Annotated in this window: 12 protein-coding genes and 1 tRNA gene; 6 read left to right on the top strand and 7 right to left on the bottom strand. The window is 61.3% G+C overall.

Annotated features, from left to right (window positions below):
* Nucleotides 1-75 precede the first annotated feature (75 nt).
* A complete protein-coding gene (locus PVE98_RS17855) occupies nucleotides 76-993 on the top strand; it encodes a LysR family transcriptional regulator (RefSeq protein ID WP_033749217.1) in 918 nt (305 codons plus the stop codon).
* A 126-nt stretch (nucleotides 994-1119) separates the two neighbouring features.
* A complete protein-coding gene (locus PVE98_RS17850) occupies nucleotides 1120-2211 on the top strand; it encodes a YncE family protein (RefSeq protein ID WP_096072453.1) in 1092 nt (363 codons plus the stop codon).
* A gap of 205 nt (nucleotides 2212-2416) precedes the next feature.
* Here the strand turns inward: PVE98_RS17850 and PVE98_RS17845 are convergent, their stop codons facing one another.
* From PVE98_RS17845 to PVE98_RS17835, 3 genes are all read right to left on the bottom strand, one after another.
* Nucleotides 2417-2710 (bottom strand): DUF1330 domain-containing protein, encoded by a 294-nt coding sequence (locus PVE98_RS17845; protein ID WP_033749220.1) that lies wholly within the window; start codon nucleotides 2708-2710, stop codon nucleotides 2417-2419.
* A gap of 11 nt (nucleotides 2711-2721) precedes the next feature.
* Nucleotides 2722-3588 carry a glutathione-dependent disulfide-bond oxidoreductase gene (gene yghU, locus PVE98_RS17840; protein WP_048781794.1) on the bottom strand — a complete coding sequence of 289 codons (867 nt, stop codon included), beginning with the start codon at nucleotides 3586-3588 and terminating at the stop codon, nucleotides 2722-2724.
* A gap of 89 nt (nucleotides 3589-3677) precedes the next feature.
* Nucleotides 3678-4697 carry a LacI family DNA-binding transcriptional regulator gene (locus tag PVE98_RS17835; RefSeq protein WP_096072454.1) on the bottom strand — a complete coding sequence of 340 codons (1020 nt, stop codon included), beginning with the start codon at nucleotides 4695-4697 and terminating at the stop codon, nucleotides 3678-3680.
* 98 nt (nucleotides 4698-4795) lie between these two features.
* Here PVE98_RS17835 and PVE98_RS17830 point away from each other — a divergent pair, with 98 nt between their 5' ends.
* Nucleotides 4796-5809 (top strand): Gfo/Idh/MocA family oxidoreductase, encoded by a 1014-nt coding sequence (locus PVE98_RS17830; protein WP_096072455.1) that lies wholly within the window; start codon nucleotides 4796-4798, stop codon nucleotides 5807-5809.
* A 4-nt stretch (nucleotides 5810-5813) separates the two neighbouring features.
* On the opposite strand, the gene PVE98_RS17825 is transcribed toward PVE98_RS17830, so the two are convergent.
* The gene (locus PVE98_RS17825; RefSeq protein WP_096072456.1) at nucleotides 5814-6698 is read right to left on the bottom strand and encodes a sugar phosphate isomerase/epimerase family protein; all 885 of its coding nucleotides are present in this window, start codon (nucleotides 6696-6698) and stop codon (nucleotides 5814-5816) included.
* A 21-nt stretch (nucleotides 6699-6719) separates the two neighbouring features.
* On the bottom strand, nucleotides 6720-7751 hold the full coding sequence (locus PVE98_RS17820; RefSeq protein WP_096072457.1) for a Gfo/Idh/MocA family protein: 1032 nt from the start codon (nucleotides 7749-7751) through the stop codon (nucleotides 6720-6722).
* A gap of 340 nt (nucleotides 7752-8091) precedes the next feature.
* Between PVE98_RS17820 and PVE98_RS17815 the strand changes: the two genes are divergently transcribed.
* The 3 genes from PVE98_RS17815 (at nucleotide 8092) to PVE98_RS17805 (ending at nucleotide 11372) form a co-directional block, all read left to right on the top strand.
* Entirely contained in the window at nucleotides 8092-9117 is a 1026-nt protein-coding gene (locus PVE98_RS17815) for a LacI family DNA-binding transcriptional regulator (protein ID WP_096072458.1), read from the top strand.
* A gap of 151 nt (nucleotides 9118-9268) precedes the next feature.
* On the top strand, nucleotides 9269-10192 hold the full coding sequence (locus tag PVE98_RS17810) for a TIM barrel protein (RefSeq protein WP_096072459.1): 924 nt from the start codon (nucleotides 9269-9271) through the stop codon (nucleotides 10190-10192).
* Nucleotides 10193-10202: 10 nt separating this feature from the next.
* Complete coding sequence (locus tag PVE98_RS17805; protein ID WP_096072460.1) at nucleotides 10203-11372, top strand: Gfo/Idh/MocA family protein; 1170 nt, start codon at nucleotides 10203-10205, stop codon at nucleotides 11370-11372.
* 75 nt (nucleotides 11373-11447) lie between these two features.
* Here PVE98_RS17805 and PVE98_RS17800 read toward each other — a convergent pair.
* Nucleotides 11448-11523: transfer RNA gene (locus PVE98_RS17800), tRNA-Phe, on the bottom strand.
* A gap of 107 nt (nucleotides 11524-11630) precedes the next feature.
* Nucleotides 11631-12212 carry a transcriptional regulator gene (locus PVE98_RS17795; protein ID WP_096072461.1) on the bottom strand — a complete coding sequence of 194 codons (582 nt, stop codon included), beginning with the start codon at nucleotides 12210-12212 and terminating at the stop codon, nucleotides 11631-11633.
* Nucleotides 12213-12221 lie beyond the last annotated feature (9 nt).

Below are 12221 nucleotides of genomic sequence, written 5' to 3'. Positions count from 1 at the left end.
CAGGGTTGATGTTCGAATTGTCTGCGCAGTATAACTTTGCATCACCGGGAAATAATTAGCCTGAAACGCAAGCCAATGTTGAATCAAAGTAAAGAATCCCGCACGTCTACCGACGATCTCGCCTTCTTTGTGCGCATCGCCACTCTCGGCAGCCTGACGGCGGCGGCGCGCGATCTCGGCCTGTCGCTGGCGGCGGTCAGCAAGCGTCTCAGCCAGCTTGAGCGCCGGCTCGGCGTACAGCTGCTGAAGCGCACCACGCGGCGGCTGGAGTTGACGGCGGAGGGGCGGCGCTATCTGGAAGGAGCGCGTCCGCTGCTGGACCAGCTGGCGGCGCTGGAAGAGGCGGTGAGCGGCCAGACCGAGGTGCTGCGCGGCACGCTGAATATCAACGCGTCGTTCGGCTTTGGCCGCCGCCACGTCGCGCCCTGCGTGTCGGCGTTTGCGGCGCTGCATCCCGAGCTGGCGCTGTCGCTGCAGCTCAGCAGCCAGCCGCTCAATTTTCTCGATGCTAACGTCGACATTGACGTGCGCGTCGGGGAACCGCCCGATTCGCGGCTGGTGGCGCGTCGGCTGCGCGCCAACCCGCGCATTCTCTGCTGTTCACCCGCCTATGCCGAGCGCTGCGGCCTGCCGGCCGATATCCATGCGCTGGCGCAGCACAACTGCATTTTGCTGCGCCAGCATGAAGGGGATTTCACCCTGTGGCGCTTTGTGAAGGGCAGCGAGAGCGTCAGCCAGAAGGTGCGCGGCAGCCTGCTCACCAACGACGGCGAGGTGGCGATGCGCATGGCGCTGGACGGTCACGGCATCCTGCTGCGCTCGTGGTGGGATGCGCGGCACGCCGTCGAGCGCGGCGATCTGCTGCACGTGCTCCCGGAATGGCAGGCGCCCGACGGCGATATTTTCGCAGTATGGCAGGCGCAGCGGCAGCTTCCCGCGCGCATTACCGCCTTCGTGGATTTTTTACAGGCGCGCTTAAAGAGGGAGACGTAAAGGGCGCCGCCGCAGCGGACAACATTTACACACTGATTGTTAATGAGTATGATTCTCATTCTTTTTGAGCGCTAGCTGCGGCGGCTGAGCCGAGCGGCGGCGCATCATTTCCCAAGGGAGTCATGCATGAAATCTCTGTTCAGTCCGCGCAACGCCGCGCTTGCTCTGGCGGTCGCCGCCGCTTTCGGCCTGACGGCCTGTCAGGCGCCGGCGAAAAAAGCCGAGGCGCCGGCCGCTGCCGCTGCCGCAAAGCCTGCCGCCTCTGCGGTGAAACAGCGCGAACTCGGCTTCGGCCTGTATGAGATGGCTTACGTGCCGGGCGCAAACGCGCTCTACGTCGCCAGCGCCGACGCCTTTAAGGATGTCAGCGGCGGCGTGATCTATCGCCTCGATCCCGCCACGCTGGAGACCACCGGCAAAGGCTACACCGATCTGAAAAACTTCGGCATGACCATGAACAGCGACGGTAGCCTGCTTTACGTGACCAACTCGCTGGACGGCGGCGTCTCGAAGATCGATCCGGTGAAAGGCAAAGTGCTGGCGCGTACCCTGTTCAGCGAGCGCAACGAGAAGGGCTTCCCGTTCGGCGCGCGCGAGATTTTCCTGCATAACGACCAGCTCTATATCGGCGGCGTGGGCGATCCGGGCGTGATCTGGGTGGTAGACGCGCAGACCATGAAGCTGAAGACGCGCATTAAAAACGCCGGCAAATGGGTCACCGGCATTATCTATTCGCCGGTTACCGATCGTATTTACGCCGCAAACGGCGGCGGCGAGATCCTGGTGATCAATCCGCGCAGCCATAAGATCGAGAAGCGTCTGACCCCTGGCGACGGCAAAGCCTATCTGCTGCTGAATATGGCGGAAGATCCGGCGACCGGCCGCCTGTTCGTTACCGACAACTCGAAAGCGAAAACCACCCTGGTGTTCGATGAGCGCAGCGGCAAGGTAATCAAACGCATCGACGGCGACGCGCTGGGCATTAAATTCAACGCGAAACGCAACGAGATCTATATCAGCCAGCGTGAGTCGCAGAAGGTGCTGCAGCTTGACGCCACCACCTATGCGGTGAAAAACAGCTGGTCGTTCGAGGGGCATCCCAACAGCCTGCTGGTGACGCCGGATGGTCAGACGCTCTACGTCACCATTAAGCAGGGCTTCAATAAAGACCATAGCAGTAAAGGGCCAGACAGCGTGGCGCGCATTCAGCTGAATTAAGGCGAAGCGGAGTGGTTTTTATTTCATAGCGGGCACAAATCGTAAAACGCGGGTTGCATGGACCGGGGAGCAAAGCGTCCCGCGACAGGGATGTCGCGGGCCGAGCTGGCAGGGATGCCGCTTTTTGCGTCTTTGCGATCGGGCCATGCAACCCGCGTCGGCACGCTGCCAGATTTTAAAGGAACGCCGAACGGCGTCCCTTTTATTACTGCTCGACGCCCTGCACCAGCACCACGCGGTACTCCGCGCCTTTCAGGCGGTGCTGTTTCGCTTCCTGATATTCCGGGCTGTCATACCAGCCGTGCGCCGCTTCTACCGTCGGGAACTCCAGCACCACGACGCCGTCCGCTTCCGGCCCTTCCAGCGTCTCCAGCTGACCATAAAACGCCAGCGGCGTTATCGGGTGGTCACCGCGCGCTTTGCCCGCCTTTTCGCCGTAAATAGCGAACTCTTCTGGGTTGGTAATTTTGTCGCGAATAAAGATGACATATGCGCTCATTGTTAGCTCCTTTACGCCTGGCGTTTATCTTCAGTGTTGGTGTCAAAATCGGATGCGTCGTGGCGCTCGTGCAGCTGATCGGCCGGATCGCCCATCACACGGTTCACTTTGCGCCCGCGGATCACCGCCGGACGCTCGGCGATCTCCTGCGCCCAGCGCGCCACGTTTTTATAGGATTTCGCGTCGAGGAACTCGGTCGCGCCATACTGGTTGCTCAGCACCAGGCCGCCGAACCAGGGCCAGGTGGCGATATCGGCGATGGTATAAGCGTCGCCGCCAAGGAAGCGGCTCTCCGCCAGACGGCGATCCAGCACATCGAGCAGGCGCTTGGTCTCCAGCGTATAGCGGTTAATGGCGTATTCGATTTTCTCCGGCGCGTAGTGGTAGAAGTGGCCGAAACCGCCGCCGACGAAGGGCGCGGCGCCCTGCAGCCAGAAGAGCCAGTTCAGGGCTTCGGTACGGCCCGCCGGATCGTCCGGCAGGAAGTGGCCGAACTTGTCTGCCAGATAGAGCAGAATACTGCCGGATTCGAACACGCGCTGCGGCGGATTCACCGAATGGTCGCTGAGTGCCGGGATCTTGGAGTTAGGGTTGATATCAACAAAGCCGCTGCCGAACTGATCGCCGTCGCCGATGCGGATCAGCCAGGCGTCATACTCCGCCTCTTTGACGCCGACCGCCAGCAGCTCCTCCAGCAGGATCGTCACTTTCTGGCCGTTGGGCGTGCCGAGCGAGTAGAGCTGCAGCGGATGTTTGCCGACCGGCAGCGCTTTTTCATGGGTCGCGCCTGCGACAGGACGGTTGGTTTTTGCGCCGTTGCCTTTGGCTTCCGGATCCCATTTCCAGACTGTTGCGGGCTGATAACTGTTTTCCGACATAGTGTGAGTTCGCCTTGTTGATGAGAGTGTGTCAGACGTCTTTGAGTGTAGCAGGGCGAATAATTGCGGTTTAACCCTGCTGGCGTTCGCTAATCGACGTTCTCCTGGGTGTAGAGCATAAAATCGACGCGCCCATCGGCATACATAGAAAAATCGCCGCCCTTTTCCAGCTTTTGCAACAGCAGGTTCAGCGCCAGCTGGGCATGGCGCTGGGTATTCTGGTCGAGCGTCAGGGTAAGCGTGCGCTGCTGTAGCAGGCGGCGCGTGGTGGCGTAAAGCTCATGCGTAATGTAAACCACGTCGCGTTCGCGGCGGTGGCGCGCCAGCGCCTCGGAGATCTCGCGGTTGCCAAGGCCGGTATTGTAGACGCCGACAATAGACGGGGAGGTCACCAGCGCCTTCTCCAGCAGCTTGCTGATGCGCGAACGATCTTCCAGGCCGGCCAGCGCTTCGCGCAGCGCCAGATGGGGAAAGCGCTGCTGCAGCACGTCGCGGAATCCCTCGATGCGCTGACGGTGCGCGCGATAGTCGACGCGGCCGCTGATCGTCAGCACCTCGCCCGCGCGCGCCAGCATGCTGCCCATCATCAGCCCGGCGGTGCGCCCGGCCTGCAGCTGATTGATGCCCACGTGCAGCAGCCGATCGGCGTCGGGCAGATCGGAAACCAGGGTGATCACCGGCACGCCGCGTGCTTTGCAGTCGCTCAGCGCCTGATAAATCGCGGGATGTTCATGCGCGAAGACCATTAGCCCGTCCATTCTGCGGCTGCTGGCGAGAATATGCGCCGCCAGTTTCTCCGGCGCGTTCTCGGCGATAAAGGTGCGCTGCAGGCGCAGGCGGCGATAGCCGAGCGCGTCGGCCAGCTGCTGAAAATCCTGCGCCAGCTGCTGAAAGAAAAAAGCGTCGGTGCTGCTGAGGATCACTTCGATTTGCCACGGCTGGCGATGCTCTTCCGGCAAAATGCGGTTAAGCCCCGCCGCACGCGCCGCCTCCAGCACCTTTCTGGTCATCGCTGGCGACACGCCGCCGCGATCGTTAAGCACCCGGTCTACGGTCGCCACGCCGACGCCGGCGGCGTGCGCCAGCTTACTGAGCGTCATTCGCTTCATGCTGAGTGAATTCCATCAATTTCTGCGTTCAGCCAGCCTGACAGAACGGGCTATTTTGACAAGGTCAGCTATCCCGAACTGTGAAGAGGAGATCGCAAATGTCCCCCGTAACTCAACGCGTTGCCCTGATCGGCAGCGGTTTTATCGGCCAGGTGCACGCCGCGAATCTGGCGGCGCATCCAGGCGCGCATCTGGCGCTGGTGTGCGACCTTGATGCGGCGCGCGCCGAGGCGCTGGCGCAGCGATATGGCGCGCGCGCAGGCCGCGTTAGCGAGGCGCTTAACCGCGACGATATTGATATGGTGCTGATCGCCAGCTCGACGCCGACGCACGCTGATTTTCTGGCACAGGCGGCAAATGCCGGCAAAGCGATCTACTGCGAAAAGCCCATCGATCTGTCGCTGGCGAAGGCGCGCGCGGTGGTGGAAAGTCTTGCGCCGCTGAAGGTGCCGGTCACCGTCGGCTTTAACCGGCGCTTCGACCGCAGCCACCAGCAGCTGAAGCAGCAGCTTCAGCAGGGCGCTATCGGCGCGCCGGAGCTGATCCAGATGGTGTGTCGCGCCTCTGAGATGCCGCCCCTCGACTATCTGCGCGCGTCAGGCGGACAGATGCGCGACCAGGCCATTCACTTTTTCGATCTGCTGCGTTTTCTGACCAACGACGAAGTTGAAACGGTCGGCGCGCTGGGCGCGGCGCTGGCGCAGCCTGCGCTGCGCGACTTCGGCGATGTCGACACCTCGGTGCTGATTATGCAGCTGAAAAACGGCGCGCTGGCGCAGCTCGATAACACCCGCCGTACCGCATACGGCTATGATGAACGCATCAGCGTGGTGGGATCGCGAGGCATGCTGGCGTCGGAGCCGCAGGCGATGCGCGGCGCGACGCTCTATCAGCAAAGCGGCATCACTCAGCCCGGCCTGTTTCCGGACTGGTTCAGCCGCGTGCGCGACACGTACTACGCTCATCTGGACGCCTTCCTGCGCTGTCTTGGCGGCGAAACGGTGGCAGATCTGCCTGGCCTGATGGATGGACTGCAGGCGCAGGCGATTGCCGAAGCGGCGTGCGAGTCGTTGACCAGCGGACGCTTCGTTCAGGTCGAGCGGCTGGCGTAGTCTCTTATCGACTCAGCAGCTCGCGCTCGATCAGCTCGCGCGTCTCGACCGCCTGCGTCTTCATCTTCTCCGGATAGCCGAACAGGGCGGACGCGATAATGGATTCGCCGCCCACTTTATAAGTGCGACTGGCGAAGTCCATCTCGCGCAGCGTCTGGAACAGCGTGTCGAAATCGACCTCGCCTTCGCCGACGCCGACATGCTGGTGGATAGTGGCGTCCACGCCCGGCGGATTGACGATATAACGGCAGTGCTTGGTGTGGTTCATGGTATCGGCGATCAGCACATGGGAGAGATCCTCGCCGGCATACTCCAGCATCGGCCGAACGTCGCCCTTGCCGTTGTCGTAGAAAAAGGTGTGCGGCACGCTGTAAACATATTTCACGTTGTCGCTGCGGAACGACTTCACCATATCGGCGGTTTCGTTGCTGTTCTCGCAAAAATCCCACGGATGCGACTGGATTTCGACGCGGATATTTTCGCGCTCAAACAGGGGCAGCAGCTCTTCCATCGAGCGGTAGAACATTTCTTCGCAAATCTCCGGCTCGTTGGGGTTGCCGGAGAGCTCGGTGTTGATCACCTGCACGCCCATCTCCACGGCAATCTCAATCATGCGTTTCCAGTTTTTTACCGCCGCCTGACGACGCAGCTCGTCCGGACCGGACCAGCGATAAACCACGATAAACGACGAGATCTGCACGCCGGTGGCATTCAGCGCGTTTTTATATTCGCGCATAATTTCGCGGCTGGCCTTCGGGTGCTTATAGAATGGGTTAATCTGTGGATGAGGCGACTGCTCGATATAGTTGTATCCCCATTCGGCCACCTGATGCACCATGCGGGTAATGCCCATATCTCTGATTACATCCACGTCAAAAGCGATTTTCATCTTCACGACTCCTGGCTTTAGTTAGCGTTCTTCGTTGAATACCACACCGATCTGCCGACGTACTTCATCCATCGCGCGCAGCGTCTGCAACGAGGTCGCCAGCGAGCGCACCGGCGAATCAGCGAGGCTCTGGCCAACGCACCAGGCGAAGTGGTCAATCTCATGGCTGAGCTGCTGATAGCGATTCGCTGGCTCTTCCCAGTGCAGCGTGCGGCGCTTATCGCTGGAGACCAGGCGAAAATTGCCCGGCGCGTAGAACTGGCCGTCGAGGTAGAGCGTGGCGTCGCGTCCTGCGATCACCGCCGTGCCCGGCGTATTGCTGAAAAGCGTGGTGTGCAGCACTGACTGCATGCCACGCGCATGGGTAAAGAGCATTGCGGTCTGGCCGTTGACGCCGCCCGGCGCAGGTTCGCCCTGCGCGACGATACGTTCAGGCGCGCCGCCCACCAGGATGCTGAAAGCGACCAGATAGCTGCCGAGATCGAGCATCGGTCCGCCAGCGAGATCGGGATTAAAAATGCGGTGATCCGGGGTAAAAAATTCGCCGTGATCGGCGATCAGGCTGTGTACGTCGCCCAGCGCGCCATCTGCCAGCAGCTGACGGATCACGTCATATTTCGGCGCAAAGTCGCACCACATCGCCTCCATACAGAGCCGCTGTGCGCGCCGCGCCGCCTGCTGCAGCGCTTCGCCCTGATGCGCATTGAGCGCCAGCGGCTTTTCGATGAGCACATGTTTGCCCGCCTGCAGCGCGCGCAGGCCGTCAGGGAAATGGTGGTTATGCGGCGTAGCGATATAGATCGCGTCAACATCATCGCGCGCCAGCAGGGCATCAATGCCGCCGCACGCATGGGGAATCGACCATTTGTCGGCAAACGCCTGCGCCTTATCAAGGCTACGCGATGAAACCGCGGTCAGCTGCTGATGGGTGTGATGACATAAGGCGCTGGCGAAACGATCGGCGATCCAGCCAGGGCCAATGATGCCCCAGCGCAGCGCCGGGATCTGGTGCGCATCGGGCAGGCGCGGAGCAGGCAGGGTAGAGAGAAACATAACAACTCCATACTTATTAGTCTGTTAATGGCCAGCTGCGGCGTGCCGCTGCCTCCGTCAGGCTTTCACTATAGAAAGCCTGAGGCTGCCCTCTCTAACCTTTTGCTGATGGAATTCCATCAGCCTTTCCGCGGACGGATTGAGGAAAATTTCTAGCAAATGTTTTTTCCGAATGAAAATCATTTAGAAATAAATGTTTCGTTATGCGAAGAGGATCAAATTTATGCGCGCTCTGTTTTATCAAACGATCGGGCAGGCGCGCTTGAGCGGTTAGGATAGCGAAAGCGCGAGGTCGCTCGCGGCCGGGCAACGGCGTTACCGTCACAGGAGGCAACAGAGAATGACGAAAGTCACCATGAGCGCTATCGCGCGCGAAGCGGGGGTCGGCGTGGCGACGGTGGATCGCGTGCTGAATCAGCGCGCCCCGGTGCGCGGCGCAACCGAACAAAGGGTGCTGGCGGCGGCCAGCCGGTTAGGCTATCGCCATGCGCAATCCCGGCTACTGCATCCCGGCGCGCCGCCGACGGCGACGCTACGCATGGGATTTCTGCTGCTTTCCACCGACTATTCGCTCTACCGGCAGCTGAGCGAGGCGCTGCGCGAGCAGGCCATGCCGCACCATCCCGCTGGCGTCGAGCCGCTTTTCGTCACCCACGGCATCGACGAGGTTGAGCAGGCGGCGCAATCGCTACGCGCGCTGGCGACGCGCGTCGACGTGATTGGCGTGGTGGCGCTCGATCATCCGCTGATCCGCCATGCCATTCAGGCGGTATCGCGTCAGGGCGTGCGGGTCTACGCGCTCTTCTCTGACTTTTCGCCCTGCGGTCAGGCGGGCTATATCGGCGTGGATAATCAGAAGGCGGGGCGCACCGCCGCCTGGATGGCGCAGCATCTGCTGCGTCGGCCCGGCAGCGTCGGCGTGCTGCTCGGCGACCACCGCTTTACCTGCCAGGAGAGCTGCGAAATCAGCTTTCGCTCCGGGATGCGGGAATATGGGGCGACGCAGCGCGTGCTCGAGCCGCTCAACACCCGCGAAAGCGTCGAAGGCGGCTATCGCGCCGCGCAGGCGCTGCTGGACGGGCATGCCGATTTGCAGCTGATCTATGCGCCGTGCGGCGGTATCGAAGGCGTGGTGCGCGCGCTGCGCGAACAGGCGCAGCGCGGGGTCATGCTGGTGTGTCACGGGCCGGTGCAGGAGGGCGAACTGGCCCTTATCGACGGCAGCATCACCCTGATGCTGCGTCATAACATCGAGACGATGGCCGCCGCCGTGATGCAGCTCAGCACTGAGCGCCAGAGCGAGCGCGACGCGCGATATGAGCAGGTGATTCTGCCTTTCGAGATTATCACCAGAGAAAATATGTAAATCAGTTAATTACTGATTTAAATGATAATTTTCTATCATTTTTATGATAAGAATAATTATGATCGCTATCAAAGAATAAAACTTTCACTGTTGTTTGATGTGGAAAATATGTTCGATACTCGCGGCAAATGTGCCTGCCTGGAGAGCTATCGTGACCATCCATATCGCCAACGCGCCCTGTAGCTGGGGCGTCGATAATCCCGACAACCCCTTTCTGCCGCCGTGGCAGACGGTGCTGCGCGAAGCGGCGCAGGCGGGCTACCGCAGCATCGAGCTAGGCCCGTGGCGCTATCTGCCTGGCGACCCTGACGAACTCAGCGGCGCGCTGAACCAGCACGGCCTGTCGATCGTCGCCGCCACGCTGTTCGACGATCTGGTCAGCGAGGCCCATTTCCCGACGATGGTCGAGCTGACGCACAAGTTGTGCCGCACCCTGTCCCGCATTCCCACCGCTGAGAAGACGCATGGTGACAACGCGCCCGCGCCCTATCTGGTGATCATCGACTTCGGCAACCCCGAGCGCGCCCGGCTGGCCGGTCAGTCTGAACGCGCGCCCCGCCTCGGGGCGGCTGACTGGCAGCGCCTGATGCGCCATATCACGCAAATCAGCGAGATCGCCTGGCGCGACTACGGCGTACGGCCGGTGATCCACCCGCACGCGGGCGGCAGCATCGAGTTCGCCGACGAACTGGCGCAGCTGGCGCAGGATATTCCGTATGAGGTCGCCGGGCTCTGCCTCGATACGGGGCATCTTTACTATGCGGGCATGGATCCCATCGCCGCGCTGCGGCACTACTGGCGCCGCATCGACTATCTCCATTTCAAAGACGTCAACGATGCGGTGTGGCGCGATGTGCTGGCGCGCGGCCTCGACTTCTTTAGCGCCTGCGCCGAAGGGGTAATGTGCCCGATCGGGCAGGGCGCAATCGACTATCCGGCGGTGCGCGCCTTTCTGGCCGAACAGGGCTACCAGGGCTGGATCACGCTGGAACAGGAGCGCGATCCGCGCCAGGCCGACACCAGCCTGCGCGACGTCAGCGCCAGCCTGACCTATCTCAAATCCGTGGGTTTTTAAGGAGAAGACGATGATTAACGGTACAAAAGCGGTAGATCGCGCCCTGCGCTGGGGCATGGTCGGGGGCGGCGGCACCAGCCAGATCGGTTATATTCACCGCTCGGCAGCGCTGCGCGACAATAACTTTCAGCTGCTGGCGGGCGCGTTTGATATTGATGCCGAGCGCGGCCGCGCCTTCGGCACCTCGCTGGGCGTGGCGGCCGAACGCTGCTATCCCGACTACGAGACGCTATTTGCCGCCGAAGCGGCGCGCGAGGACGGCATCGAAGCGGTTTCCGTCGCCACGCCCAATAATACCCACTTCGCCATCTGCCGCGCGGCGCTCAACGCCGGGCTACACGTGGTCTGTGAAAAGCCGCTCTGTTTTACCACCCAGGAGGCGGACGAGCTGGAACGGCTATGCGCGGAGAAAAACAAGCTGATCGGCGTGACCTATGGCTATGCCGGACATCAGCTGATCCAGCAGGCGCGGGAGATGATTGCGCAGGGGATGCTGGGCGAGATTCGCATCGTCAACATGCAGTTCGCCCACGGCTTTCACCATGAGGCGGTAGAGCTGCAAAATGCCAGCACGCGCTGGCGCGTCGATCCTCGCTTCGTCGGCCCCAGCTATGTGCTGGGCGATCTGGCGACCCATCCGCTGTTCCTTGCCGAGACCATGGCGCCGCAGCTAAAAGTTAAACGGCTGCTCTGCGCCCGCCAGAGCTTTGTCGCCACGCGCGCGCCGCTGGAAGATAACGCGTTTGTGATGATGGAGTATGACAACGGCGCGGTCGGCACGCTCTGGGCCTCGGCGGTGAACTGCGGGTCGATGCACGGCCAGAAGATCCGTATCGTCGGCGCGAAGGCGAGTCTGGAGTGGTGGGACGAACAGCCCAACCAGCTGCGCTACGAAGTGCAGGGCGAACCGGTGCGCATTCTTGAGCGCGGCATGCCTTACCTGGCGCCGCGCGCGCTGGAAGAGGATCGCATCGGCGGCGGTCATACCGAAGGGCTGTTCGACGCCTGGTCGAATCTCTATCGCCGCTTCGCGCAGGCATTCGCCGCCAGCGATCGCGGCGACGCCGCCTTCCTGCAAAGCTTCTGGTATCCCGACGTCCATGCCGGGCTGGCGGGCGTGCGCTGGGTGGAACAGTGCGTCAAGTCGGCGGAGTCGGGCGCGGTCTGGGTCGAGTGTTAGCGATATGAGAAGGTGACATAAGTTAAAAAGAGCACAAAAGCAAAAACCCAGCCATAGGCTGGGTTCTTTAATTTGTGGTGCCCGAACCCGGAATCGAACCAGGGACACGGGGATTTTCAATCCCCTGCTCTACCGACTGAGCTATTCGGGCAACGGGGCGCATTAAACCGTAATGGCCGCTTCGCGTCAACGCCTTTCCGGTAAAAAAGCGGGAAAACGTGACTGATTGCCTGCTTTTCAGGCAGAAGCGGCAAAACCCTAGGCCAGCGCGCCGTTAGCGCGGCACAGCGCGATGCGCAGCACATCTTCCGCCAGACGTTTGGCTGTCGCCACGTCCTGCACGTTCCGCTTCACCAGCAGCTTGCTGAGGCAGCCCTCCAGAATCAGCTCAAGCTGATCCGCCACCATCGTCGGGTTATCCAGCCCGAGTTCCACCAGAATGCTGTGCGTGAAGTGCCAGGAAGCCTGTTTCTGCTGTTCGGCAATCTGATGCACCGGCTGATCCGGCTGCGGATAAAAGCTGCAGGCGGCGATAAACAGGCAGCCGGGAAAGCGGCCTTTCTGCACCTGTTCGCTCAGCACATGATAGCGCGCCAGCAGTTTCTGCTCGCCGTCGAGCTGCTCGCTGAGCAAAACCTGACGCCGCCAGCTGTCGATCTGCTGCCCGTGATAGCGCAGCACATCGTAAAGCATGGCGTCGCTGTCGGGCCAGAGCGCTTCCAGCTGCGTCAGCGTCATGTCACAGCTGGCAGCCAGCTGCGGTAATAATGACGTCGTCGCCGCCAGTCCATTTTTTTCGAGCACATTCAACGCATGCTCGAGTACCTGTTCACGCTGCAAATGACGTCT

This window comes from Pantoea sp. GABEPS69, from assembly GCF_045780835.1.
Classification (GTDB): domain Bacteria; phylum Pseudomonadota; class Gammaproteobacteria; order Enterobacterales; family Enterobacteriaceae; genus Pantoea; species Pantoea septica.
This window is presented reverse-complemented; position numbering and strand designations above follow the sequence as displayed.

What these genes read in the sequence shown, in the direction of transcription:
- PVE98_RS17805 (WP_096072460.1), top strand. Translation starts at nt 10,203, where the DNA reads ATGATTAACGGTACAAAAGCGGTAGATCGCGCCCTGCGCTGGGGCATG.
- PVE98_RS17830 (WP_096072455.1), top strand. Translation starts at nt 4,796, where the DNA reads ATGTCCCCCGTAACTCAACGCGTTGCCCTGATCGGCAGCGGTTTTATC.
- PVE98_RS17855 (WP_033749217.1), top strand. Translation starts at nt 76, where the DNA reads ATGTTGAATCAAAGTAAAGAATCCCGCACGTCTACCGACGATCTCGCC.
- yghU (WP_048781794.1), bottom strand. Translation starts at nt 3,588, where the DNA reads ATGTCGGAAAACAGTTATCAGCCCGCAACAGTCTGGAAATGGGATCCG.
- PVE98_RS17835 (WP_096072454.1), bottom strand. Translation starts at nt 4,697, where the DNA reads ATGAAGCGAATGACGCTCAGTAAGCTGGCGCACGCCGCCGGCGTCGGC.
- PVE98_RS17850 (WP_096072453.1), top strand. Translation starts at nt 1,120, where the DNA reads ATGAAATCTCTGTTCAGTCCGCGCAACGCCGCGCTTGCTCTGGCGGTC.
- PVE98_RS17815 (WP_096072458.1), top strand. Translation starts at nt 8,092, where the DNA reads ATGACGAAAGTCACCATGAGCGCTATCGCGCGCGAAGCGGGGGTCGGC.
- PVE98_RS17845 (WP_033749220.1), bottom strand. Translation starts at nt 2,710, where the DNA reads ATGAGCGCATATGTCATCTTTATTCGCGACAAAATTACCAACCCAGAA.
- PVE98_RS17825 (WP_096072456.1), bottom strand. Translation starts at nt 6,698, where the DNA reads ATGAAAATCGCTTTTGACGTGGATGTAATCAGAGATATGGGCATTACC.
- PVE98_RS17820 (WP_096072457.1), bottom strand. Translation starts at nt 7,751, where the DNA reads ATGTTTCTCTCTACCCTGCCTGCTCCGCGCCTGCCCGATGCGCACCAG.